This window comes from Micromonospora sp. NPDC051006, from assembly GCF_044456245.1.
Classification (GTDB): Bacteria; Actinomycetota; Actinomycetes; order Mycobacteriales; family Micromonosporaceae; genus Micromonospora.
This window is the reverse complement of sequence record NZ_JBITFP010000016.1, coordinates 63,908-87,833: the sequence shown is the minus strand read 5'-3', so window position 1 is coordinate 87,833 and position 23,926 is coordinate 63,908. Positions and strand designations below refer to the sequence as shown.

Here is a 23,926-nt window from a genome sequence, read left to right as displayed (position 1 = left end):
ACTACGTCGACTCCTTTAGGCTGTTAGAGAAGTGCAGTCCTGCCCGTTTCGTGGGCCTGCTCCCGGTTGCCGGGTTTTGGCAGCCGCGGGGCCGGGGTGAGGAGGTGTCCCTCGTGGACGTCGACGCCGGACACGGCGCCGCCCTGGGGGGCGCCCTTCCGACCCAGCCGGGCGAGCTGCCCCTGACCCGCCGGCTACGGTCACTGCTCACCTGGCCGACCGCCGACAGCGACCCGGTCAACCACCTGGTCCGCACCCATCGGAGCATCCACTCCGGCACCGACCCCGCGGTGCTGCGCCGGGCCTACACCATCGCCGACAACATGCACCGCGGCCAGTTCCGCAAGAGCGGCGAGCCTTACATCACCCACCCGCTCGCCGTGGCGCAGATCTGCGCCAACCTCGGGATGGACACCATCACCCTGGTCGCGGCGCTGCTGCACGACACCGTGGAGGACACCCGCTACACCCTGCAGGCCCTCCAGGAGGACTTCGGCCGCGAGGTGGCCCACCTGGTCGACGGGGTGACCAAGTTCGACAAGGCGTTCTACGGCAAGGCGGCCGAGGCGGAGACGATCCGCAAGATGATCGTCGCGGCCGGCCGCGACGTCCGGGTGCTGATCATCAAGCTGGCCGACCGGCTGCACAACATGCGCACCCTCGGCGTCCGGTCGGCGGCGTCCCGGCAGCGCATTGCCCGGGCCACGCAGGAGGTACTGGTCCCGCTCTGCGACCGGCTGGGCATCCAGACGCTCAAGCGGGAGCTGGACGACGTGGTGCTGCTGCACCTGGAGCCCGAGGAGCACGCCCGGCTCGCCCGGCACGTGCACGACCGGCCCGGCTGGGACGCCTACCTCGAAGACGTGGTCGCGAAGGCGAAGGTGGCGCTGCGCCGCAGCCGGGTCGACGCCGAGGTGAGCCCGCGTCCCCGGCACCTCTACTCGATCTGGAAGGACACCGTGGGCGGCGGCCACAGCGCCCCCTACGACCTGCCGCGCATCGCGGTGGTGGTGGACGGGCCGGCCACCGACTGTTACGCCGCGCTCGGCGCGATCCACGGCACCTGGCGCCCGGTGCCCGGCCGGTTCAAGGACTACATCGCCTCGCCGAAGAACAACCTCTACCGGTCGCTGCACACCAGCGTGCTGGGCCCGAAGGACCGCACGGTCGAGGTGCTGATCCGCACCGAGGAGATGCACCGCTCGGCCGAGTACGGCATCGCCGCCGAATACCGCTTCCCCCGCCCCGGGGGCGGCGCGGCCACCAGCGGCGAGCAGCTCTCCTGGCTGCACCGCGTGCTCGACTGGGAGCAGGACGCGGCCGACCCGGCCCAGTTCCTCGAGTCGCTGCGCTGCGACCTGGCCGAGGCGCAGATCCAGGTGTTCGCCGACGGCAGGCAGGTCGTGCTGCCGGCCGGCGCCACCCCGGTCGACCTGGCCTACGAGCTGGGCACCGAACGGGGCGACCACTGCCTCGCCGCTCGGATCAACGGCCGGCTGGCGCCGCTCTCCTCCGAACTGGAGGAGGGCGACGTGGTGGAGATCTTCACCGAGAACGACGCCGACAACGGCTTCGAGGCCGAGGCGGCGCCGCGCGGCCCGCGCAAGGAGTGGCTCGGCTTCGTGAAGTCGCCGCACGCGCAGATGCAGATCAACCGCTGGTTCGCCGAGCACACCGAGCCGGGCATCACGATCAGCGACAAGGTGCGCCTCGGCCGGGCCACCATCGGGCTCACCCTGCGTCAGCACAACCGCGGGCTGGCCAGCGATCTGCCGCTGCTGCGGCTCGCCGAGGAGTTGGGCTACCCCGACCTGGAGACCCTGCTGGTCGCGGTCTTCGACCGGGTGATCGAACCGGACGCGGTGGTCCGGCAGCTGATCGACCTCGTAGATCACCGGCAGTGACCGCCGGCCCCCGCCGGGCACGAGCGGCGCTCGCGACCACTAGCCTGGAGTCATGATCCCCCGCTCGCGCGCCACCGGACGAGCCGTCGCATACCAGCTCTTCTACCGGCTGCCGCTGCCGGTGCGCCGCCGTCTGGTCCGGCTCGCCGTGCCGAAGTACATCGTCGGCGCGGTGACCCTGGTCCGCGACGCCGAGGCCGAGGGGGCGGGCCGGTTGCTGCTGCTCCGCCAGCCACCCGGGCACAGTTGGACGCTCCCCGCCGGGCTGCTGCAACGCGGCGAGGCGCCGGTGGTCGGCGCGGCTCGCGAGCTGCACGAGGAGTCCGGCATCCGGCTCTCCCCCGCCCGGCTGACCCCCGCCGTGCCGAACGCCGTGGTGCACGCCAAGGGGTGGGTGGACGTGGTCTTCACCGCCGAGGTGCCGGCGTCGAGCACCGAGCTGACGGTCGACGGCGCGGAGGTCTTCGAGGCCGCCTGGCATCCGCTGGACGACCTGCCCCGGCTCAGCTGGCCGACGGCGCGGCTGCTCGCGTACTACGGAATCGGCCCGCTGGTCGGGCAGTTCCCGCCGCCGGTGCCCGACGCGGAGCAGTGACGTGCTCCCGGCCGGCGCGGGCGACGTCTGTGCCGTGGTGCTCGCCGCCGGTGAGGGCACCCGGCTCCGGCCGCTGACCGAACGGCTGCCCAAGGCGCTCTGCCCGGTCGGCAACGTGCCGCTGCTCGACCGGGCGCTGGTCCGGCTGGCCGGGCTCGGGCTGACCGGGCCGCGGCGGGTCGCGGTGAACGCCTGCTACCTAGCCGGGCAGGTGGTCGAGCACGTCGGGGACCGGGCACATCTGTCGGTCGAGCCGGGCGACCCGCTCGGCACCGCCGGTGGGGTGGCGCACCTGCGGGACTGGATCGCCGGCCGGCCGGTGCTGGTCGGCAACGCGGACGCCTACCTGGCCGACCCGGCCGCCACGCCCGGCGCGGACATCGCCGCGCTGCTCGCCGACTGGGACGGCCGGGAGGTACGCCTGCTGGGCCAGCCGGCCGCCGACCCGAGGGCGCCCGGCACCTTCGACGGGCACACCTTCACCGGGTTCTCGCTGCTGCCCTGGCCGCTGGTCCGGGACCTGCCGGCGGGGTTCGGCGATCTGGTGCACACCGTCTGGCGGCCCGCCGAGGCGGCGGGCGCGCTGAGCGTGGTGCCTTACCGGGGCACGTTCTACGACACCGGCACACCGGCCGACTACCTGGCCGCGAACCTGCACGCGGCCGGCGACGAGGGCCTGGTCGACCCGAGCGCGACGGTCACCGGCCGGTGCCGGGGGTCGGTGGTGGGGGCGGGCGCCACCGTGCGCGGCGATGTCGACCGGTGCGTGCTCTGGCCCGGCGCGACGGTCCGCGCCGACGAGCGGCTGCACGAGGTGATCCGGGCCGGCGACGACCTCACCGTGCCGGCCGCCCGGGCACCGGGGAGGATCTAGGATGAGCGAGCGTCAGCGAGCGAATCATTGACGCTGCGCGCTGGTGCCTCATGACGGCACGGAGCGTAGCGGAGTGCCGGCATGAGCGACCAAGCCGACGAACGGAGAAATGTCCCGTGATCACCGCGATCGTGCTGATCGACTGCGCCACCGACTCGATCCCCGAGGTGGCCGAGACCCTGGCCAACCTGCCCGGTGTCAGCGAGGTCTACTCGGTGGCCGGGCACGTCGACCTGATCGCCATGGTCCGGGTACGCGAGTTCGAGCAGATCGCCCAGGTGATCGCGGGCAGCATCTCGAAGGTGCCGGGCGTGCTGAACACCGAGTCGCACATCGCCTTCCGGGCGTACTCGCAGCACGACCTGGAGGAGGCGTTCGCGATCGGCCTGGCCGGCGCCGACTGACGGCCGGCGGTCCTCGCCCGGGGCGGGGCGCGGGCGCGCGGCGGCCGGCCCACCTGACTCGATGGACCGGCCGCCGGTGCTGCCTGACGTCAGCTCTCGCTCGGAACCGGCGTCTCGGTGGTGCCGCCACCCGGAGCCGGCGACTCGGTGGTGCCACCCGGAGCCGGGGACTCGGTGCCCGGCGACTCGGTGCCCGGCGACTCGGTGCCGGGCGACTCCGTGCCACCCGGGCTCGGCGTACCGCTGGCGCTAGCCTGCGGAACCGGGATGCCCAGCTGCTGGGCCAGCTGGACCAGCTCGTCGTAGTGCGCCTGGATGACCGGCAGCGCGGTCTGCGCCAGCTGGACCACCGACTGCTCGGAGCCCTGCGAGATCTCCGTCTGGGTGGCCTGGATGGCCTGGACGTGACCGGCCAGCTCCGCGGTCACCCACTGCCGGTCGAACTCCTGGCCGGACAGGTTGTTCAGCTGGTCGATCACGGCCTGCTGGTCCGCGGTGGGCGCGTTGGGCAGCTGCACGTTGAGCTGGGAGGCGGTCTGCTGCACCGTCTGGTCCAGCTGGGTGTGGTCGGTCACGAACATCTTGCCCAGGTCCTTGACCCGCTGGTTCTGACCCTTCTGCTGAGCCAGTTCACCAGTGGTGATCTCGAACAGGTTGACCTGATGGATCGCCTGCAGGTACTGGGTGTCCTGCGACGACGGCTGTGCCGCGGCCTGCGCGGCCGCGGCCGGCGCGAGGCCGACCACCACCAGCGCGGCCATCAGGCCAAGGCGTTTGATACCCAACATGCTTCCTCCCCTTGAGACGTTGGACCGCACGGATACCCGGCTCACCGGGGTTATTCCTGCGATCGCCCGACGCGAGGGGATGGCGCACTAGGTCGCACCGTCCGGCTCCGGACCGGCCGCCCGGCGCCGCCGGGTACGTCCGGTCCTGGGGTGGAAAAACGGACGTGGCGCCCACCGGAGGATCCGGCGGACGCCACGTCCAGGTGGTTCAGGTCAGCGACGGCTCTCGCCGCTGCTGATCTCCTCGCGCTCCGGTCGGGGCTCGACCGGCGGGTGTCCCGGCGAGACCGGCGCCTCGGCCGGCCGCTCGATCGGGTAGAAGAAGCCCCGGATCGCCGGGCCGAGGGCACCGAGCCGGTTCATCTTCTTCGGCACCACCCAGCCGGCGTACGGCAGCGCGCCGTGCCCGTCGTGCCCGTCAGCCGCGCTGAGCGGCTGGTGCACCTCGACGAACCGGCCGTCCGGCAGCCGCCGGATGATGCCGGTCTCGACGCCGTGCGCGAGCACCTCCCGGTCGTGCTGCTGCAGACCGAGGCAGAGCCGGTAGGTGACGTAGTACGCCAGCGGCGGCAGGATCAACAACCCGATCCGGCCGGCCCAGGTCATCGCGTTCAGGCTGATCTGGAACTTGTCGGCGATGACGTCGTTGGCGCCGGAGAGGGTCAGCACGACGTAGAAGCTGACCGCCATCGCGCCGACCGCGGTCCGGGCCGGTGCGTCCCGAGGCCGCTGGAGCAGGTTGTGGCTCTTGCGGTCCTTGAGGTGCCGTGCCTCCAGGAACGGGTACATGGTCGAGAGGCCCACCAGGATGCCGGGCAGGACCACCGTCGGCCAGAACAGCGGCGGGATGACGTAGCCGTCGCCGATCGGGATGGGGATCTGCCACGCCGGCATCAGACGGGTCGAGCCGTCCAGGAACATGACGTACCAGTCCGGCTGGCTGGCGGCCGAGACCACCCACGCCTCGTACGGGCCGAAGAGCCAGATCGGGTTGATCTGGAACAGACCGCCCATCAGCGCGATCACGCCGAAGACGACCATGAAGAAGCCGCCCTGCTTGATCGCGTACCGCGGGAACATCCGCTCGCCGACCACGTTGCCGTTGGTCCGGCCGGGGCCGGGCCACTGGGTGTGCTTCTGCTTGAAGACCAGGCCCAGGTGGACCGTGATCAGCGCGAGCAGCAGGCCCGGGATGAGCAGCACGTGGGCGATGAAGAAGCGGCTGATGATGATCGTGCCCGGGAACTCCCCGCCGAAGATCGACGAGGTGAGCCAGGAGCCGATCACCGGAATGGAGAGCATGATCGCCGAGGCGATCCGCAGACCGGTGCCGGAGAGGCCGTCGTCCGGCAGCGAGTAGCCGGTGAAACCGGCCAGGAAGCCGACCCAGAAGAGCAGCGAACCGATGATCCAGTTCGTCTCGCGCGGCTTGCGGAACGCGCCGGTGAAGAAGACCCGCAGCATGTGCACGACGATCGCGGCCATGAACAGCAGCGCCGCCCAGTGGTGCATCTGCCGCATGATCAGGCCGCCCCGGACCTCGAACGAAATGTCGAGGCTGGAGGCGTACGCGGCGGACATCGGCGTGCCCCGCAGCGGGGCGTAGCTGCCGTTGTAGACCACCTCGGTCATCGCCGGCTCGAAGAAGAAGGTCAGGAAGACCCCGGTGAGCAGCAGCACGATGAACGAGAAGAGCGCGATCTCGCCGAGCAGGAAGGACCAGTGGTCCGGGAAGACCTTGTTCAGCAGCCGGCGCAGCGGGGTGGCCACCTGGAAGCGGTCGTCCACTCCCACCGCGGCCTTGCCCGGCGTCGCCGCCAGGTCGAACTTACGACGCTTCATGGCCGCTCCCAGAAGTCTGGCCCGACGGTCTCGGTGTAGTCGGACTTCGCAACGAAGAAGCCCTCGGCGTCAACCTCGATCGGCAACTGCGGCAGCCGCCGGCTGGCGGGGCCGAAGACGGGCCGGGCGTTGTCGGTGATCAGGAACTGCGACTGGTGGCACGGGCAGAGCAGCCGGTTGGTCTGCTGCTCGTAGAGACTTGCCGGGCAGCCCGCGTGCGTGCAGATCTTGGAGAAGGCCGCGTAGTTGCCCCACATGAAGTCGCCGTGGCCCTCCTTCTCGTTGGCCCGGCGCGACTGCTGCGCGTCCGAGTCGCGAAGGTGGATCAGCAGCGTCGGCGAGTCGGCGTGCTGGTTGCTCACGCCGTGCTCGATGCCGGGGAAGACGGTCAGCTGGCCACCGGCGCTGATGTCCGCCGGGCGGACCGGCCGGCCGTCCTCGCGGACCAGCCGGATCTTCTGACCGCCCTCGGCCGGGGCGAACCCGGTGGTGAACATCTGGTTGTTCTTGTGCGGGTTGGAGATCAACCCGCCGACCAGCGGCGCCGCGGCGACCGCGGCGACCGGCGCCAGCCCGGCGAGCAGCGAGATGCCGAGCAGCGGACGGCGCTTCACGCCCAGCTCGTCGGCCATGTAGAGCATCGTCTGGCCGGTGATGGTGCGGCCGTCCGCGTCCACGGCGCCCTCGTGCCGGTCCTGGATCGAGACCTCCTTCGGCAGCAGCTTCTTGCCCCAGATCAGGATGCCGAAGCCGATGCCGAGCAGGGCCACGCCGAGGGTGACGCCGAGCAGCGGGGTGTAGAGCTTGTCGCCGCCGCGGCCCGGGGCGTACTCCCAGGGCCACCAGATGTAGACCACCAGGAAGGCGGTCGCCGCCAGGCCGGTGAGCAGGAAGATCGAGGCGACCAGGCGGGTCAGCCGGCGCTCGGCCTTCGAGCCCGGGACGACCTGCTGCTCGTAGTGGACGATCTCGATGTCGTCCCGGCGCGCGCCCTCGCGGACGATGTCGAAACGGGTCAGGCCGGGGGTGTTCACGTCGAGCGGCTCCCGGCCCTGCTGGGCCTGGTGCTCGGTGTGCGTGCTCATGCCGTCACCTCGCTACCGGCGGTGCCGACCCACGGCACCACAGCACTGAATCCATTGTCGGTCACGACTTGCCCGCAATCCACAGGCTGGCGAAGACCAGCGCCACGATGCCGACCAGGAAGATCGCCAGTCCCTCCGTGGAGGGGCCGTACCGACCGAGGTTGAAGCCACCCGGGTCCTGGTCGTGCTTCAGGGTCTCCTGGATGTAGGCGATGATGTCCGCCTTCTGCTCCGGGGTGATCTGGTTGTCACCGAAGACCGGCATGTTCTGCGGGCCGCTCAGCATGGCCGCGTAGATCTGCCGGTCGCTCGCCGGGTGCAGGCTCGGGGCGAACTTGCCCGAGGAGAGAGCGCCGCCGCCACCGCCGAACGCGTGGCACTGCGAGCAGTTGATCCGGAACAGCTCACCGCCGGCCGCGATATCGGCGTCGTCACGCAGGTCGCTGCCGTTCGGCACCACCGGGCCGCCGCCGAGCTGCTGGATGTACTCGGCCAGCTGGCGGGTCTGGTCGTCGGTGAAGAGCGGGGGCTTGCGGTGCGCCTGCGCCTCCTGCCGGGCCAGCGGCATCCGGCCGGTGCTGACCTGGAACTCGACCGAGGCCGCGCCGACACCGATCAGGCTCGGCCCGCGCCCCTCGACACCCTGCGCGTTGCGACCGTGACAGGTCACACAACTCACGTCGAACAGCGCCTTGCCCTCGGCGGCGGCACCGGTCAGCGTCGGATCGTCCTGCGCCTGGGCGCCGGGGGCGAAAGCGGTGTAGGCGCCGCCGGCCAGAATCAGCGCGGCGAGCAGGCGGACCGCGGCGCCCAGCCGGCGGCGGCCCCTGCTGCGCGCTGCGGGCCGCTCGCGCAGCCGCGCGAGCAGACCGCGTCGGCGGTCGTTGTCAGAAGTCATGACCTGTGTCCTTAACCGGTTGGACCTTGTCTCAGGGGACGGAGCAACGGCGCGGTTCGTGACGCGCCAAGATCACTGAAGCCAGTAGATCATGGCGTAGAGCCCGATCCACACGACGTCCACGAAGTGCCAGTAGTACGACACGACGATCGCCGAGGTCGCCTGCGCCGGGGTGAACCGGCCCATGGTGGTGCGGATCATGAAGATGATGAAGGCGATCAGACCGCCGGTCACGTGCAGACCGTGGAAGCCGGTGGTCAGGTAGAACATCGACCCGTACCCGTCGTGGTTGATCTTGACGCCCTCGTGCACCAGCTCGCGGTACTCGTTCAGCTGCCCGAGTACGAAGATCAGGCCCATCACGAAGGTGAGCGTGAACCAGCGCCGCAACGAGTGCACGTCGCCCCGCTCGGCCGCGAAGACACCGAGCTGGCAGGTCACCGAGGACAACACCAGGATCACCGTGAAGGTGGTCGCGTAGGGGATGTTGAGGACCTCGGTGTGCTCCGCCCACTGCTCCGGCGCCGCCGCGCGGATGGAGAAGTACATCGCGAACAGCGCCGCGAAGAACATGAGTTCGCTGGAGAGCCACACGATCGTCCCGACGCTGACCATGTTCGGTCGGGTCAGGGAGTGGATCCGGCTCTTGTCAATGGCTGGGGCCGCAGTCACGCGGTCATTATTGCCCCTGACCGGCGTCGGCGATCAGCGGGGTGGCAAACCCGCGCCCCAGGTGGCCCGATCGTGAAGGTCCGGTTCGCCTGGCCTAGCCTGAAAAGCGTGCTGCACGTCGATCCGATCTTCGCCGCCACCTCGGGCGTCCCGTCGAGCGTGGCCGCCGCCACCTCGGCCGCCGTGCCGAGCCTGGCCGCCGGGGGCGAGGCGACCCCGCCACCGTTCACCATCAGCGCCGTGCTGACCGAGACCCGGCTGGACAGCTGGCTCGCCCTCGGCCTGGTGCTCGCCGCCGGGATCTACCTCTACGGCGTGCACCGGCTGCGGATCCGCGGCGACCGCTGGCCGGTCGCCCGGACGGTCTTCTTCCTCGGCCCCGGCCTCGGCGGCATCGCGCTGGTCACGGTGAGCGGGCTGCACGCCTACGACACCGCGCTGCTGAGCGTGCACATGATCCAGCACATGGTGCTGTCGATGGTGTCGCCGATCTTCCTGGCCCTGGGCGCGCCGATGACGCTGGCCCTGCGCACCCTGCCGGTCGGGCCGCGCAAGCGCCTGCTGGCGATCGTGCACAGCCGCCTCGCCCGGGTCTACAGCTTCCCGCTGGTGGCGTTCGCCATCTTCGTGGTCAACCCGTTCGCGCTCTACTTCACCGACCTCTACCGGTTCACCCTCGAGCACGCCTGGGCGCACGAGCTGGTGCACGCGCACTTCATCATGACCGGCTGCGTCTTCTTCTGGCCGCTGCTCGGCCTCGACCCGCTGCCCGGCCGGTGGCCGTACCCGGCCCGGGCGCTGCTGATGCTGCTCTCCGTGCCGTTCCACACCGTGCTCGGGCTCACCATCATGCAGAGCACCACGCTCTTCGGCGGCGACTGGTACCCGTCGCTGGGGCTGACCTGGGCGGACCCGCGCGACGACCAGGTCCTCGCCGGCGGCATCCTCTGGGCCGGCGGCGAGTTCGTCAGTGTGACCATGCTCGCGGTGCTGGTCGTGCAGTGGGTGAAGCAGTCCGAGCGCGAGGCCCGCCGGATCGACCGCGAGCTGGACCGCCAGGAGGCCCGCGAACGCGCCGCCGAGTCCACGGCCTGAGCAGCTCGGACGGTACGCCCCGACGATGCCGCCGGGCGGGACGTCACGTACATCACGTCGACCGGTACGATCAGCGGGCAGCTACGAGGTGGGAGCCAGTCCAGCGATGAGCGATCGTGTTTGCACCGTCCTGCTCTACAGCGACGACCCGCAGGTCCGTGACCGGATGCGGCTGGCCGTCGGCACCCGGCCCGCGCCCGGCCTCGAGATCGAGTTCGTCGAGGCGTCGACCTACCAGGAGGTCATCCGCCTGGTCGACGACTACGAGATCGACCTGCTGCTGCTCGACGGCGAGGCGAGCCCCGGCGGCGGCATCGGCATCGCCCGCCAGGTCAAGGACGACCGCGAAGACGCTCCCCCGACCTGCGTGGTGATCGCCCGCGCCGCCGACCGATGGCTCGCCGCCTACGCCGAGGTCGACGCCACCCTGGTGCACCCGCTCGACCCGGTGACCACCGGCACCACGGTGGCCGAGCTGCTGCGGACGCACGCACCCGCCTGACGTCCCCCGCTCCGGCACCGCCACGGCGCCGGACCGACCGGCGCCGGTTCATCCCACCCGCATCACGCACGCTCGGGAGGCCCGCGATGGGCGATCGGACCTGGCCGCACCTGCTCAACGCGCTGCTGCGCGGCGAGGAGCTCTCCACCGCCGACACCGCCTGGGCGATGGGCGAGATCATGGCCGGCTCGGCGACCGCGGCGCAGATCGCCGGGTTCGCCGTGGGGCTGCGCGCCAAGGGCGAGACCTCGGCCGAACTGGCCGGTCTGGTCGAGGCGATGCTCGGCCGGGCGGTCCCGGTCACGCTCGGCGAGGAGCTGCGTTCGACCGCGCTGGACGTGGTGGGCACCGGCGGTGACCTCGCCCACACCGTCAACATCTCCACCATGGCCGCCCTGGTGGTGGCCGGCGCCGGCGTACGGGTGGTCAAGCACGGCAACCGTGCGGCGTCCTCCTCGTGCGGCACCGCAGATCTGCTGGAGTTCCTCGGCGTGCCGCTGGATCTCGGCCCGGACGGGGTCGCCCGCTGCGTCATCGAGGCCGGCATCGGGTTCTGCTTCGCGGCCCGGTTCCACCCCGGCATGCGGCACACCGGCCCGGTCCGGCGCGAGCTGGGCGTACCCACCGTGTTCAACTTCCTCGGCCCGCTGAGCAACCCGGCCCGGCCCCGGGCCGGCGCGGTGGGCTGCTTCGACGCTCGGATGGCCCCGGTGATGGCCGGGGTGTTCGCCGGCCGCGGCGACTCGGTGCTGGTGATGCGGGGCGAGGACGGGCTGGACGAGTTCACCACCGCCGCGCCCACCCGGGTCTGGGTGGCGCAGGGCGGCACCGTACGCGAGACGGTGCTCGACGCCACCGACCTCGGCGTGCCCCGGTCCACGATCGGCGACCTGCGCGGCGGGGACGCGGCCTTCAACGCCGCCGTGGCCCGCCGTCTGCTGGCCGGCGAGACCGGTCCGGTCCGGGACGCCGTCCTGGTCAACGCGGCGGCGGCGCTGGCCACCCAGGGCCCGCTCGACGGTGACCTGATCGAAGCGCTGCGCGCCGGCATGGCCCGGGCGGCCGAGTCGATCGACTCCGGCGCCGCGGCGGCGACTCTGGACCGCTGGGTCGAGGTCGCCCGCACCGCCTGACCCCGACCTGACCCCGACCTGACCGGCGTCCCCCACCGGGTCCGGCGGTCCGGGCGGTCCGGCGGGTCACGGTCCGGCGGTCCTGGCGGGTCCGACGGCCCGGCGGGTCCGACGGTCCCAACGGCTCGGCGGTCCGGCGCCCAACGGCCCGCGGTCCGGCGGTCCGGACGGTCCGCGCGGTCCGGCGGGTCACGGTCCGGCGGTCCGGCGGTGATGATCGACTCGGGATCCATGACGTCGGGGTGTCGCCGGGCAGGGAGGCCCCGGTTGCAATGATCTCGAGTGGATCAACGCGCGGGCCGGGACCAACCTGCCACCGCGCGGCTTCTCCGCAGGTGAGCCCGACGGGTCCGGCCGCCACCGCCCCGCCTGAGCGGTCCTGTCGGACCCGCGTGCGAAACTACATCGGAGTGATTCACCTCCGTCGTGTGCGGCACCCGCCGGCGGCCGGAGCGAGAGGAGACGCCCGTGTCGGAGCGCGAGTTCCACTGTGACAACTGCGAGGGCGTTCAGCCGTTCGAGGCGCCGCCGTGCGCCGACGGGCACGGCGCCGACTGTCCCGAGCTGGTCTGCACCGGCTGCGGCGCCGCCGTGCTGATCGCCACGTTCGCCTTTCGCGCGACGCAGCTCACCGGCCGCCGTCGGCGCCCGCCGGCCCACCGCCGCGCCGCCTGACCACCCACGTCAACGGCGCACCGCTGCGGACAGCCGCCGCGCACGCCGAGTGCCCCGGCGCGCCGCCTGCCCCCTCACGCCCACCACAGCGACGCCGCCACGGACACCCACAGTCCTCGGCGTGACACCGCGCGGCCCCACCGCCCACGCCCACCACAGGCGCGTGGCCACGGAGCCCCTCGTGGTCGCCAGCGGGGCACCGCGCCGCCGGACCGTCCACGCCCCACCACCACGGCATCGCCAACGGCACCGCGCCGCCGGCAGCGTGGCGCAGCCTGACCTTCCACGCCCACCGCCGGCACCCCGCCACGGGCACCCCGCGCCTGGCGGGCGGCTGGCCCCTCACTGGCGGCCCGCAGGCCGGCCCGGCCAGTTTGGAGGTCGGGGCGCGGAAGATCCACTCCATGTCGGCGACATGGCGGTGACCCGGTACGCCGGACACCGCCATGTCGGGGAACTGCCGATGCCCGGCGCGCCGGACACCACCATGTCGCCGAACTGGCGACGAGACGGCGGGCAACTGGCGGCGAGACGGCGGCAAACTACCGCGCCAGGCCACGGGCCGGCCGGGTGGACGGACGCCGGACCGGACGGACAGACGCCGGACCGGACGGACAGACGCCGGACCGCGGCGGACAGACGCCGGACCGCGGCGGACAGACGCCGGACCGCGGCGGACAGACGCCGGACCGCGGCGGACAGACGCCGGACCGGGCTGACGGACGCCGGACCGGGCTGACGGACGAGCGCTGGGCGGGCGCCGGGCCAGATGGGCGGGCATGGCGACGGGCCGTGACGCGCGGCGGCCCGCCTCCGGATGGAGGCGGGCCGTCGTGGTGCTCGGGTGGTGCGGCCGGGCTCAGTGCTCGGCGGTGCGCCGGGTGCCGGTGTAGTACTCGAAGAGCAGCCCGCAGGCGGCGAAGATGACCGCCACCAGGCCGGCGCCGAGCAGCCAGAGCTGCCAGAACACCATGCCGAGGCCGGCGACGGCGGCGGCCAGCGCCAGGCCGAACGGCCAGTAGCTGCCCGGGCTGAAGAAGCCGACCTCACCCGCGCCGTCGGCGATCTCCGCGTCCGGGCGGTCCTCCGGCCGCAGGTCGATGCGGCGGGAGACGAACCAGAAGAAGCCGCCGCACATCGAGCAGAGGAGGAAGGACAGCAACAGGGCGACGGTGCCGACCCACTCGACGCGGCCGGCCTCACCGTGCGTCCAGGCGCCGTAGAGGATGGTCGCGCCGGCGAGGAACCCGGCGATGAGAAGGAAGATGCGCCACTCGGTCTTCATGCCCGCTCCCTCAGTTTCCCGCAGCCGGCAGGTCGTCGGGGTTGAAGTTGTTCTTGGTACGCCGGGTGTCGAACGGCCTGGTGGTCTGGGCGTACGGGTCCTCGCCGATGGCCGACAGCGCCTCCTGGGTGGTCTTGCCGCCCTGCTTCGCCGCGAGGAACTGGTCGTACTGCTCCGGCGAGACCACCCGCAGCTCGAAGTTCATGAAGGCGTGGTAGCTGCCGCAGAGCTCAGCGCACCGGCCGACGTAGGCGCCTTCGGTCTCCAGGCTGGAGACCTCGAACACGTTGCGGATGTTGCCGGGCATGACGTCCCGCTTGAACAGCAGCTCCGGCACCCAGAACGAGTGGATTACGTCGCGGCTGGTCTCCTCGAACCGGATCGACCGGTTGGTGGGCAGTACCAGGATCGGGATGACCTCGCTGGTGCCCAGCGTCGAGGCGACGGTATTGGCGTCCACGCCCTGGCCGTCACGGTAGTTGAACTGCCAGTTCCACTTGAACGCGACGACCTCGACGGTCACGTCGGGGTTGCGCGACGTCTTGTTCACGTCGGTCTGCACGATCGCCGTGTAGTAGAAGAGCACGGAGACGATCAGCACCGGCGCGATGGTGTAGAGGAACTCCATCGGCAGGTTGTAACGAGTCTGCACCGGCAGCTCGTTGCCCCGCTTCCGGTAGCGCACGATGCACCAGAAGATCAGGCCCCAGACGAAGACGCCGACCGCGAGCGCCGCGATGCAGGACGCGATCCACAGGTCGTACATCCGGCGGGACTCCGCGGAGATGCCGCCCTGCGGCCAGCCGAAGCCGTCGAACGCCGCGCCGACGTCACAGCCCGTGAGCAGGACCAGCAGCGCCACACCGCCGAGACCGAGCCCGGCGAGCCGACCAGCACCACGCCGGCGTCCACCGACTCCCGGGGAAGCGCTGTGCCGTACGGCCGACGGCCGTACCTCCGAACTCCTTGCGACCACCTGGTCCTGCCTCCCTAGCGCGCCGCGGTGTCTGCCCTGATCTCCCGGCCTCGGACGGCCGGGGCGACAGCACCTGCGGCAAAGGCGTCACCGACGGTCGCAGATTACTCGACCATGACGGACTGGACCGTGGTGGGGTCACTGTCCGCCCCCATCGGGGGGATCTTGGGCGTACCGCCGCGATAGCGTAGGGATCCGTGAGCGTATCCCTGGTCTACCTGGACGCGGCCACCGCCGCGCCACTGCATCCGGTCGCCCGGCAGGCGCTGCTGGCGGCCCTGGAGGACGGCTGGGCCGACCCGGGCAAGCTCTACACGCAGGCCCGCCGGGCACGCCAGCTGCTCGACGCGGCCCGGGCCGCGACCGCGGAGACCCTGGGCGTACGCCCCGACGAGCTCTCCTTCACCGCCAGCGGAACGGCCGCCGCGCACGCCGCCGTGCTCGGTGGACTGGCCGGTCGGCGCCGGGTGGGCCGGACCCTGGTGCACTCCGCCATCGAGCACTCGGCCGTGCTGCACGCCGCCGAGCGGCACGTGGCGGACGGGGGCGCGGCGGCCTCGGTCCCGGTCGACCGGCTCGGTGGGCTGGACCCGCAGGCGTGGGCGGCCGCGGTCGGCGCGCCGGGGGTGGCCCTGGCCGCGCTGATCGCCGCCAGTCACGAGGTGGGCACGCTCCAGCCGGTGGCGCAGGCGGCCGCCGCGTGCGCCGACGCCGGGGTGCCGCTCTACGTGGACGCCGCCCAGGCGGTGGGCCGGGTGCCGGTGCCGGCCGGCTGGTCGGTGCTGACCGCCAGCGCGCACAAGTGGGGCGGCCCGGCCGGCGTGGGCGTGTTGGTGGTGCGCAAGGGCACCCGGTGGGAGTCGCCCTATCCGGCCGACGAGCGGGAGGCCGGGCGTACCCCGGGGGCGTTGAACCTGCCGGCGGTGGTGGCCGCGGCGGCGAGCCTGCGCGCGGTGGCGGCCGAGGCCGCGGCTGAGACGGCCCGGCTGGCGCCGCTGGTGGACCTGATCCGGGCCCGGGTGGCGGCGGAGGTGCCGGACGTGGAGGTGGTCGGCGACCCGCAGAGTCGCCTGCCGCACCTGGTCACGTTCTCCTGTCTCTACGTGGACGGCGAGGCGCTGCTGCACGCGCTGGACCGGCGGGGCTTCGCCGTCTCCTCCGGCTCGTCCTGCACCTCCTCCACGCTGCGTCCGTCGCACGTGCTGGAGGCGATGGGGGTGCTCTCGCACGGCAACGTGCGGATCTCGCTGCACCGGGAGACGTCGACGGCGGACCTCGAGCGCTTCCTCGCCGAGCTGCCGGGAATCGTCGCCGAGCTGCGCGCGGAGGCAGGGGTGGTGGGGCTGTGACCGTGCCGGACGAGGTGCTCGACTGCCGTGGTCAACGCTGCCCGCTGCCGGTGATCGCGGTGGCCCGTCGGCTGCCGGAGCTGCCGGTGGGGACGGTGGTCCGGGTGCTCGCCGACGACCCGGCGGCGGCGGTGGACATTCCCGCCTGGTGCCGGATGCGCGGTCAGGAGTTCGTCGGCACCGTCACCGGCCCCGACGGCCCGGCCTACGACGTCCGCCGCCAGCACTGACCCGCGCGGGGTCAGTGCAGGTAGTTGAGGACGGCGGGGAGCGGGTCGGCGTCGACGGCGGTGTCCACCACCAGGCGCGGGCCGATGATCGGCTCGTACCGGGCGCGGCGTACCAGGGTCTGCTCCCAGGTCGGGTGGTGCGGGTCCGGCGGCCGCGACTCGATCCGGCGCCGGTGCTCCGCCTCGTCGCCGCAGTGCACCTCGATCAGCCGCAGCGGCACCCCGGCCCGCTCGGCCAGGTCGTGCCAGAGGCCCCGCGCGCTGGCCACCGGGTTCACCGCGTCCACCACCACGCTGAGCCCGAGCCCGAGCTGCACCTCGGCGAGCCCGGCGACCGCGCCGTAGGCGGCCATCCCGGGCACGTCGCCGACCAGGCCGTAGCGGGCGAGGGCCCGCTCCACCGGGTCGACGGGCAGGACGGGGGCGTGCAGCGCCGCACCGACCCGGGCGGCGAGGGTGCTCTTGCCGACGCCGGGCAGCCCGGCGAAGGCGACCAGCAGCCGACCGTCGGCGCCGGGTGGCACGGCGGCGGGGTCGACGACCCCGCCGGCCGGGGCGGAGGTCACGGCAGCAGGTGCGGGCGGACCTCGTCGGCGGCCACGTCCCCGTACGACTCGGCGAGCCGCTTGACGAACAGGTCCCGGCGGACCTGGTACTCCTGGGTGCCGACGGTCTCCAGCACCAGCGTGGCCAGCAGCGAGCCGACCTGGGCGGCGCGCTCCAGGCCGAGGCCCCAGGAGAGCGCGGTGAAGAACCCGGCGCGGAAGCCGTCGCCGACGCCGGTCGGGTCGACCGCCCGGGTCTCCCGGGCGATCGGCACGTGGATCGGGTCGATGTCCCGCCCGGCGATCTCGACGCCGTGCTTGCCGAGCGTGGTGACCCGGATCTTGACCCGGTCCAGCAGCTGCTCGTCGCTGAGCCCCGCCTTGCTCTGCAGCAGCGACTTCTCGTAGTCGTTGGTCATCAGGTAGTCGGCGCCGTCGATCAGCGAGATCACGTCCTCGCCGGGCATCCGGGCCAGCTGCTGCGAGGGGTCGGCGGCGAAGGCGAAGCCGCGCTCCCGGCACTCGGCGGAGTGGCGCAGCATCGCCTCGGGGTCGTTCGCGCCGACCAGGACCAGGTCGAGCCCGCCGAGCCGGTTGGCGAGCGGGGCGAGTTCGATGTTGCGCGCCTCGCTCATCGCACCGGCGTAGAAGGAGGCGATCTGACACATGTCGGTGTCGGTGGTGCAGACGAAGCGGGCGGTGTGCGCCACCTCGCTGATGTGCACCGAGTCGCAGTCCACGCCGTGGCGCTCGAGCCAGGAGCGGTAGTCGGCGAAGTCCGCGCCCACCGCCCCGACCAGCGCCGGGTGCAGGCCGAGCTGCCCCATGCCGAAGGCGATGTTCGCCGCCACCCCGCCCCGACGCAGCACCAGGTCGTCCACCAGGAAGGAGAGCGACACCTTGTGCAGCTGGTCGGCGATGAGCTGGTCGGCGAAGCGGCCGGGGAAGCTCATCAGGTGGTCGGTGGCGATGGAGCCGGTCACCGCGATCTTCATGTCAACCCTCGGGGTCGGGAGCAGGGCGCGGTCAGACTACCGGTCCGTCAACCAGGCCGCGTCCGGTCGGTCGGACGATGGTCACCCGCCGGTCACCTGTGGGCCAGGAGCCCACCGACGACGACGGGGCCGTCCCGTGGGACGGCCCCGTCGTGGGCGACGCGGGGGTCGACTCAGCTGAACGAGTCGCCGCAGGCGCAGGAGCTGCCCGCGTTGGGGTTGTCGATGGTGAAGCCCTGGGCGTCGATCCGGTCGGCGAAGTCGATGGTGGCGCCGGCCAGGTAGGGAGCGCTCATCCGGTCGACGACGACCTCGACACCGTCGTAGTCGGTGACGACGTCACCGTCGAGCGAACGCTCGTCGAAGAACAGCTGGTACCGCAGGCCGGAACAGCCACCCGGCTGCACCGCGATGCGGAGCCGCAGGTCGTCACGGCCCTCCTGCTCGATCAGGGCCTTGACCTTCTGCGCCGCGACGTCGGTGAGGACGACGGACGTAGCGGCCTTGGCCTCGGTCGACTCGGTCTGCGCTGGCGTGGTCACGTGGAATTCTCCCTGCGCGCGTTGGTTGTGGTCGTCCCGACCAACGTCACCCGCCGGTCAGCGATTCCCACTGTGGTCCAATTTTTGATTGTAGGCCGCCCCGGGCCGGACGACCCGGCGACGTGACCTCGGGGCTTCCCCGCGCGGCGCAGGTCACACCCGGTCAACGGCTCCACTGCCGGGCCAGCCGGGCGCCCAGCTCGCGCAGCCCGTCGGCGGGCCGGCTGAGCGCCGTCGCCAGGCCGCCGCGCTCCTCGCCCCCGAAGTGCTCCACCAGGCTGTACGCGTCGGTCACCCCGGCCGCGGCGGCCTCCCGCCGGCCGGTGCTCACCTGCCCGGCGAGCACCACGCACGGCACCCCCCGGTCCCGGGCCGCCCCGGCCACCCCGGCGACCACCTTGCCGCGCAGCGACTGGTGGTCGAAGGAGCCCTCCCCGGTGATCACCAGGTCGACGCCGTCGAGCGCGGTGTCCAGGCCGATCGCCCGGGTGACCAGGCCGATGCCGGATTCGCAACGCCCGCCGAGAGCGAGGATCGCCGCGCCGATGCCGCCGGCCGCTCCGCCGCCGGGAAGCGCGCCGAGCTGCGCCGGAGCGCCGGGCAGATCCCGCTGAAGCACCTCGGCGAAGCGTTCCAGCGCGGCGTCGAGCAGCAGCACGTCGGCCCGGTCGGCGCCCTTCTGCGGGCCGAACACGCTGCTCGCGCCGTGCAGGCCGAGCAGCGGGTTGTCCACGTCGGTGGCGGCGACGAGCCGGGCGCCGCGCAGCCGGGGCGCGCCGTCGAGCGTGGCGAGCGCGGCGAGCGCCGCCCCGCCGTACGGCAGCGCCCGGCCGGCGTCGTCCAGCGGGGTGAGGCCGAGCGCGGTGAGCATCCCCGCGCCGCCGTCGTTGGTGCCAGAGCCGCCGAGCCCGATGACCACCGTCGTGGCGCCGTGCTCCACCGCGGCGGCGACCAGCAGCCCCAGCCCGTACGAGGTGGTGTTCTTCGGGTCCCGCTCGGCCGGCTCGAGCAGGTGCAGCCCGCACGCCTGGGCGCTCTCCAGGTAGGCCGTGCCGTCGCTGGTGAGCAGGATCTCACCGGCGGCCGGCCGGCCTAGCGGATCGACGGTGCGCACCGGCACCCGGCGGCCGTCCAGCGCGTCGGCGAGGACGTCGACGAAGCCCGGCCCGCCGTCGGCGAGCGGCCGGATCAGCAGGTCGTCACCGACGGTCACCGTGCGCCAGCCCTCGGCCACCGCGGCGGCGACCTCCGCGGCGGGCAGGGTACCGGCGAACTTGTCCGGACAGAGCAGAACGCGCATGCCGAGCAGTGTGGCAGCCCACATCGGCCGAGGCTGCGCCGCGCCCGTGCTGTGGGACCATGGGGGACGTGACTTCGACCTGGGTGGAACCCGCCAACACCGCTACGGCACTGCTGCTGCTCGGTCGGGGCAGCGACCCGTCGACCGAGCGCGGCGTCGAGTGTCCCGGTGACCTGCCGGCGCCCAGCGACCAGGGTCTGGTCGCCCGGGCGGCCGCGGCGAAGGCGGCACTGGGCAGCAAGGTCTTCGTGCTGGGGCACCACTACCAGCGCGACGAGGTGATCCAGTTCGCCGACGTGACCGGCGACTCGTTCAAGCTGGCCCGGGAGGCGGCGGCCCGGCCGGACGCGGAGTACATCGTCTTCTGCGGCGTGCACTTCATGGCCGAGAGCGCCGACATCCTCACCACCGACGCGCAGAAGGTGATCCTGCCCGACCTGGCGGCCGGCTGCTCGATGGCGGACATGGCGGTGCTCGGGCAGGTCGAGGCGGCCTGGGACGCGCTCGCCGAGCTGGGCGTCGCCGAACAGACCGTCCCGGTCACGTACATGAACTCCTCGGCCGACATCAAGGGCTTCGTCGGCCGGCACGGCGGCGTGGTCTGCACCTCGTCGAACGCCAAGCGGGCCCTGGACTGGGCGTTCGAGCAGGGCTCGAAGGTGCTCTTCCTGCCCGACCAGCACCTGGGCCGCAACACGGCGGTGCTGGAGATGGGCTACTCGCTCGACGACTGCGTGCTCTACGACCCGCACAAGCCGAACGGCGGGTTGACCGCCGAGCAGCTGCGCGACGCGAAGATGATCCTCTGGCGCGGGCACTGCTCGGTGCACGGCCGGTTCACCCTCGACAGCGTCAACGACGTCCGCGAGCGGGTGCCCGGAGTGAACGTGCTGGTCCACCCGGAGTGCCGGCACGAGGTGGTCACCGCGGCCGACCAGGTGGGCTCGACCGAGTTCATCATCAAGACCATCGAGGCGGCCCCGGCCGGCTCGGCGTGGGCGGTGGGCACCGAGCTCAACCTGGTCCGCCGGCTGGCGCTGGCCCACCCGGACAAGCAGATCATGTTCCTCGACAAGGCGGTCTGTTACTGCTCGACGATGAACCGGATCGACCTGCCACACCTGGTCTGGGCGCTGGAGGAGCTGGTTGCCGGCCGGGTGGTGAACCAGATCACGGTCGATGCGGCCACCGCGCACCACGCCCGGGTGGCACTGGACCAGATGCTGGCACTTCCGGGCGCGGACACCCCGCCGCCGACCGCCAACTGATCACTCTGCGTAGTGCCCTTGGTAGGTATTAGTGCCGGATCACCCAAATAACACTCTGCGGGCGGTGTGACCGGTTCCATTCTCATCCCCGAGGACTATGCTGCCGGAGCAACGACGCAGGCGACTGTTTCATCACGGCCGCATCCGGGGTACCGATCCACACCGTCGACCCCACCATCAACACGGCAGCACCGACGCGCTGGAGGTTGCGTTGACCGACGACGTCCTGGTCGTGCACGGAGGCACTCCGCTGGAAGGGCGGATCCGAGTGCGCGGCGCGAAGAACCTGGTCTCCAAGGCGATGGTCGCCGCGCTGCTCGGCGACAGCCCGAGCCGGCTGTTCGACGTGCCGAAGATCCGCGACGTCGAGGTCGTCCGGGGCCTGCTCGGGCTGCACGGCGTCAAGGTGACCGACGGCAACGAGGACGGCGAGCTCGTCTTCGACCCGGCCAACGTCGAGAGCGCCAGCACCGACCAGATCAACGTGCACGCCGGGTCCAGCCGGATCCCGATCCTCTTCTGCGGCCCGCTGCTGCACCGGCTCGGGCACGCCTTCATTCCGGACCTGGGTGGCTGCCACATCGGGCCGCGCCCGATCGACTTCCACCTCCAGGCGCTGCGCGAGTTCGGCGCGACGGTCGACAAGCGGCCGGAGGGTCTGCACCTGTCCGCGCCGAACGGCCTGCACGGCACGAAGTTCGCGCTGCCGTACCCGAGCGTCGGCGCCACCGAGCAGGTGCTGCTGACCGCGGTGATGGCCGAGGGCGTCACCGAGCTGCGCAACGCCGCGGTGGAGCCCGAGATCATCGACCTGATCTGCATCCTGCAGAAGATGGGCGCGATCATCAAGGTGCACACCGACCGGGTGATCGAGATCCAGGGCGTGCCGAAGCTGCACGGTTACACGCACCGGCCGATCCCGGACCGGATCGAGGCGGCGAGCTGGGCCGCGGCGGCGCTGGCCACCCGCGGGCACGTCGAGGTGCTCGGCGCGCAGCAGGCCGACATGATGACCTTCCTGAACATCTTCCGCTCGGTCGGCGGCGAGTACGAGGTCACCGACGCCCGCCCGCCGAAGCTCGGCGACCCGGGCCAGGAGGGCGGCATCCGGTTCTGGCACCCGGGCGGCGAGCTGAACGCCGTGGCGCTGGAGACCGACGTGCACCCCGGTTTCATGACCGACTGGCAGCAGCCCCTGGTGGTCGCGCTCACCCAGGCCCGCGGCCTGTCGATCGTCCACGAGACGGTCTACGAGCAGCGGCTGGGCTACACCGAGGCGCTGAACTCGATGGGCGCCAACATCCAGGTCTACCGGGACTGCCTGGGCGGCACCCCGTGCCGCTTCGGCCGGCGTAACTTCAAGCACTCCGCGGTGATCGCCGGTCCGAGCAAGCTGCACGCGGCCGACCTGGTCATCCCGGACCTGCGGGCCGGGTTCAGCCACCTGATCGCGGCGCTCGCCGCCGAGGGCACCTCGCGGGTCTACGGCGTCGACCTGATCAACCGCGGCTACGAGGACTTCGAGGCGAAGCTCGCCGACCTGGGCGCGCACGCCGAGCGACCATAACCTCGCTCACCGCAAGTTCGCGCCCGGTGCACCGCGATGTGCACCGGGCGCCTTCGGTTGGCTACCCTTTCGGCGTGCCGTCGCTGTTTCGCCGCAAGTCCGCCGACCTCGTAGACGAGGCTGTCACCTCCGTGACGCCCGACGAGGCGTCCACCGCTGAGCGCCCCCGGGCCTACACCCCGGCCAAGGGGCGTGAGACCCCGAAGCGGCCGACCGTCGGGCGGCGCCCCGCTGGCGGCGCCCCCAGCAAGCCGCTGACCAAGGAGGAGGCGCGGGAGCGCCGCCGGCAGCTGCGCGCCGAGTCGGCGGCCGAGTTCCGCCGCGAGGGCGGTCCGCGCGACCGCGGCCCCGAGCGGCTGCTGGCCCGCAACGTGGTCGACTCCCGGCGTACGGTCGGCACCTGGTTCTTCGGCGGCGCGCTGATCGTGCTGATCGGGTCGAACGCGGCGATGCCGCCGGAGGTCCGGCTCGTCTCCAACCTGCTCTGGGGCGCGTTGGCTCTCGGCGTGGTGGTCGACTCGATCCTGATCTCCCGCAAGATCGGCAAGCTGGTCCGCCAGCGGTTCCCCAAGACCGACCAGCGGATGGGCTCGCTCTACCTCTACGCGATCATGCGGTCGATCACCTTCCGCCGGATGCGTACCCCGGCGCCGCAGGTCAAGATCGGCGACAAGGTCTGACCCGCGGGCGGCGGTGACCGGCACCGGCCGCCGCCGTAGCGCTCGCGGCGTTGTCGCGAAGCCTCCCGGCCGCTGGCGTTCGTTGTAGCGTACGAATGGTCCACCCTGGTGAACCTGGTCGACTCGTTCGTCACACCGAACACCGACGGAGTGCAGATGGCCGCCGAATCGGCTCCCCCGCTGGCCACCATCGCCGCCGCGCTGCGCCGGGAGCGGGAACGGGTCGGCATCCCGCTCAGCGAGCTGGCCAAGCGGGCCGGGATCGCCGAGTCCACCCTCGCCCAGCTGGAGGCGGGGACCGGCGACCCGAGCGTGGAGACGCTCTGGGCGCTCGGCGACGCACTAAACGTGCCGTTCAGCCGCCTGGTCGAGCCACCGCGGGCGGCCGTCCGGGTGATCCGGGCCGGTGACGGCCCCCGGGTCCGCTCCGAGCACGCCGATTTCGCCGGCACGCTGCTCAGCGCCGGCTCGGCGCACCTCCGCCGGGACATCTACCTGATCGAGCTGGAGCCCGGCGCGGTCCGCACCACGGACGCGCACACCCCTCGCAGCGTCGAGCACGTCGTGGTGGCGGCCGGCCGGCTCCGGGTCGGGCCCGAGTCGGACCTGGTCGAGCTGGGCCCGGGCGACTACGCGACGTTCCCCGGGGACGAGCCGCACAGGTACGAGGCGATGGCCCCCGGCACCTTCGCGGTGCTGGTGATGGAGCACCCCTGAGCCGC

25 protein-coding genes are annotated in these 23,926 nt (G+C 72.3%); 14 read left to right on the top strand and 11 right to left on the bottom strand.

What is annotated here, in order from left to right:
• Nucleotides 1-113: 113 nt before the first annotated feature.
• The 4 genes from ACIBBA_RS22740 (at nucleotide 114) to ACIBBA_RS22725 (ending at nucleotide 3,777) form a co-directional block, all read left to right on the top strand.
• Complete coding sequence (locus ACIBBA_RS22740; RefSeq protein WP_350872942.1) at nucleotides 114-1,904, top strand: RelA/SpoT family protein; 1,791 nt, start codon at nucleotides 114-116, stop codon at nucleotides 1,902-1,904.
• Nucleotides 1,905-1,956: 52 nt separating this feature from the next.
• Complete coding sequence (locus tag ACIBBA_RS22735; RefSeq protein ID WP_357050022.1) at nucleotides 1,957-2,499, top strand: NUDIX domain-containing protein; 543 nt, start codon at nucleotides 1,957-1,959, stop codon at nucleotides 2,497-2,499.
• A gap of 1 nt (nucleotide 2,500) precedes the next feature.
• Nucleotides 2,501-3,373, top strand: coding sequence for a sugar phosphate nucleotidyltransferase (locus ACIBBA_RS22730; RefSeq protein ID WP_396699969.1), 873 nt, complete (start codon nucleotides 2,501-2,503; stop codon nucleotides 3,371-3,373).
• Nucleotides 3,374-3,489: 116 nt separating this feature from the next.
• The gene (locus ACIBBA_RS22725) at nucleotides 3,490-3,777 is read left to right on the top strand and encodes an Lrp/AsnC family transcriptional regulator (RefSeq protein WP_088961047.1); all 288 of its coding nucleotides are present in this window, start codon (nucleotides 3,490-3,492) and stop codon (nucleotides 3,775-3,777) included.
• A gap of 89 nt (nucleotides 3,778-3,866) precedes the next feature.
• Here ACIBBA_RS22725 and ACIBBA_RS22720 read toward each other — a convergent pair whose 3' ends face one another.
• The 5 genes from ACIBBA_RS22720 to ACIBBA_RS22700 form a co-directional block, all read right to left on the bottom strand.
• On the bottom strand, nucleotides 3,867-4,565 hold the full coding sequence (locus ACIBBA_RS22720; protein WP_396699968.1) for a DUF4142 domain-containing protein: 699 nt from the start codon (nucleotides 4,563-4,565) through the stop codon (nucleotides 3,867-3,869).
• Nucleotides 4,566-4,778: 213 nt separating this feature from the next.
• Nucleotides 4,779-6,407, bottom strand: a complete 1,629-nt coding sequence (locus ACIBBA_RS22715) for a cytochrome b N-terminal domain-containing protein (protein WP_396699967.1) — start codon at nucleotides 6,405-6,407, stop codon at nucleotides 4,779-4,781.
• The gene (locus ACIBBA_RS22710; protein WP_350872266.1) at nucleotides 6,404-7,492 is read right to left on the bottom strand and encodes a Rieske 2Fe-2S domain-containing protein; all 1,089 of its coding nucleotides are present in this window, start codon (nucleotides 7,490-7,492) and stop codon (nucleotides 6,404-6,406) included. Before ACIBBA_RS22710 ends, ACIBBA_RS22715 begins: the two co-directional genes overlap by 4 nt.
• Before the next feature lie 61 nt (nucleotides 7,493-7,553).
• Nucleotides 7,554-8,390 (bottom strand): cytochrome c, encoded by an 837-nt coding sequence (locus ACIBBA_RS22705; RefSeq protein ID WP_350872264.1) that lies wholly within the window; start codon nucleotides 8,388-8,390, stop codon nucleotides 7,554-7,556.
• 72 nt (nucleotides 8,391-8,462) lie between these two features.
• Nucleotides 8,463-9,062, bottom strand: coding sequence for a heme-copper oxidase subunit III (locus ACIBBA_RS22700; protein WP_350872262.1), 600 nt, complete (start codon nucleotides 9,060-9,062; stop codon nucleotides 8,463-8,465).
• Between the two features lie 108 nt (nucleotides 9,063-9,170).
• On the opposite strand from ACIBBA_RS22700, the gene ACIBBA_RS22695 reads away from it, so the two are divergent.
• The 4 genes from ACIBBA_RS22695 to ACIBBA_RS22680 all read left to right on the top strand — a co-directional run bounded on the left by ACIBBA_RS22695 (nucleotide 9,171) and on the right by ACIBBA_RS22680 (nucleotide 12,467).
• Nucleotides 9,171-10,157 carry a cytochrome c oxidase assembly protein gene (locus ACIBBA_RS22695; RefSeq protein ID WP_396699966.1) on the top strand — a complete coding sequence of 329 codons (987 nt, stop codon included), beginning with the start codon at nucleotides 9,171-9,173 and terminating at the stop codon, nucleotides 10,155-10,157.
• 106 nt (nucleotides 10,158-10,263) lie between these two features.
• Nucleotides 10,264-10,659, top strand: a complete 396-nt coding sequence (locus ACIBBA_RS22690) for a hypothetical protein (RefSeq protein ID WP_357050005.1) — start codon at nucleotides 10,264-10,266, stop codon at nucleotides 10,657-10,659.
• An 86-nt stretch (nucleotides 10,660-10,745) separates the two neighbouring features.
• Nucleotides 10,746-11,792, top strand: coding sequence for an anthranilate phosphoribosyltransferase (gene trpD, locus ACIBBA_RS22685; RefSeq protein ID WP_396699965.1), 1,047 nt, complete (start codon nucleotides 10,746-10,748; stop codon nucleotides 11,790-11,792).
• Nucleotides 11,793-12,260: 468 nt separating this feature from the next.
• Nucleotides 12,261-12,467 (top strand): hypothetical protein, encoded by a 207-nt coding sequence (locus ACIBBA_RS22680; protein WP_396699964.1) that lies wholly within the window; start codon nucleotides 12,261-12,263, stop codon nucleotides 12,465-12,467.
• 859 nt (nucleotides 12,468-13,326) lie between these two features.
• Here the strand turns inward: ACIBBA_RS22680 and ACIBBA_RS22675 are convergent.
• Nucleotides 13,327-13,752, bottom strand: a complete 426-nt coding sequence (locus ACIBBA_RS22675; protein WP_350872254.1) for a cytochrome c oxidase subunit 4 — start codon at nucleotides 13,750-13,752, stop codon at nucleotides 13,327-13,329.
• Between the two features lie 10 nt (nucleotides 13,753-13,762).
• Entirely contained in the window at nucleotides 13,763-14,728 is a 966-nt protein-coding gene (gene coxB / locus ACIBBA_RS22670; RefSeq protein WP_350872252.1) for a cytochrome c oxidase subunit II, read from the bottom strand.
• A gap of 197 nt (nucleotides 14,729-14,925) precedes the next feature.
• Between coxB and ACIBBA_RS22665 the strand changes: the two genes are divergently transcribed.
• Together ACIBBA_RS22665 and ACIBBA_RS22660 are read left to right on the top strand one after the other, a co-directional pair.
• Nucleotides 14,926-16,077, top strand: coding sequence for a cysteine desulfurase family protein (locus ACIBBA_RS22665; RefSeq protein ID WP_396699963.1), 1,152 nt, complete (start codon nucleotides 14,926-14,928; stop codon nucleotides 16,075-16,077).
• Complete coding sequence (locus ACIBBA_RS22660) at nucleotides 16,074-16,307, top strand: sulfurtransferase TusA family protein (protein WP_350872250.1); 234 nt, start codon at nucleotides 16,074-16,076, stop codon at nucleotides 16,305-16,307. Before ACIBBA_RS22665 ends, ACIBBA_RS22660 begins: the two co-directional genes overlap by 4 nt.
• An 11-nt stretch (nucleotides 16,308-16,318) precedes the next feature.
• Here ACIBBA_RS22660 and ACIBBA_RS22655 read toward each other — a convergent pair whose 3' ends face one another.
• The 4 genes from ACIBBA_RS22655 to ACIBBA_RS22640 form a co-directional block, all read right to left on the bottom strand.
• Complete coding sequence (locus tag ACIBBA_RS22655) at nucleotides 16,319-16,873, bottom strand: AAA family ATPase (RefSeq protein WP_396699962.1); 555 nt, start codon at nucleotides 16,871-16,873, stop codon at nucleotides 16,319-16,321.
• Nucleotides 16,870-17,847: a carbohydrate kinase family protein gene (locus tag ACIBBA_RS22650; protein ID WP_357049985.1), complete on the bottom strand. Its 978-nt coding sequence runs from the start codon at nucleotides 17,845-17,847 to the stop codon at nucleotides 16,870-16,872. The genes ACIBBA_RS22655 and ACIBBA_RS22650 overlap by 4 nt, the downstream gene beginning before the upstream one ends.
• Before the next feature lie 173 nt (nucleotides 17,848-18,020).
• On the bottom strand, nucleotides 18,021-18,389 hold the full coding sequence (erpA, locus tag ACIBBA_RS22645) for an iron-sulfur cluster insertion protein ErpA (RefSeq protein ID WP_350872245.1): 369 nt from the start codon (nucleotides 18,387-18,389) through the stop codon (nucleotides 18,021-18,023).
• Between the two features lie 163 nt (nucleotides 18,390-18,552).
• A complete protein-coding gene (locus ACIBBA_RS22640) occupies nucleotides 18,553-19,713 on the bottom strand; it encodes a glycerate kinase (RefSeq protein WP_396699961.1) in 1,161 nt (386 codons plus the stop codon).
• A 44-nt stretch (nucleotides 19,714-19,757) separates the two neighbouring features.
• On the opposite strand from ACIBBA_RS22640, the gene nadA reads away from it, so the two are divergent.
• The 4 genes from nadA (at nucleotide 19,758) to ACIBBA_RS22620 (ending at nucleotide 23,921) form a co-directional block, all read left to right on the top strand.
• Entirely contained in the window at nucleotides 19,758-20,957 is a 1,200-nt protein-coding gene (gene nadA / locus ACIBBA_RS22635) for a quinolinate synthase NadA (RefSeq protein WP_396699960.1), read from the top strand.
• A 211-nt stretch (nucleotides 20,958-21,168) separates the two neighbouring features.
• The gene (gene murA / locus ACIBBA_RS22630) at nucleotides 21,169-22,524 is read left to right on the top strand and encodes a UDP-N-acetylglucosamine 1-carboxyvinyltransferase (RefSeq protein WP_350872240.1); all 1,356 of its coding nucleotides are present in this window, start codon (nucleotides 21,169-21,171) and stop codon (nucleotides 22,522-22,524) included.
• Between the two features lie 74 nt (nucleotides 22,525-22,598).
• Nucleotides 22,599-23,204 (top strand): DUF3043 domain-containing protein, encoded by a 606-nt coding sequence (locus ACIBBA_RS22625; protein WP_396699959.1) that lies wholly within the window; start codon nucleotides 22,599-22,601, stop codon nucleotides 23,202-23,204.
• 156 nt (nucleotides 23,205-23,360) lie between these two features.
• On the top strand, nucleotides 23,361-23,921 hold the full coding sequence (locus ACIBBA_RS22620; protein ID WP_396700020.1) for a helix-turn-helix domain-containing protein: 561 nt from the start codon (nucleotides 23,361-23,363) through the stop codon (nucleotides 23,919-23,921).
• The last annotated feature ends 5 nt before the right edge of the window (nucleotides 23,922-23,926 follow it).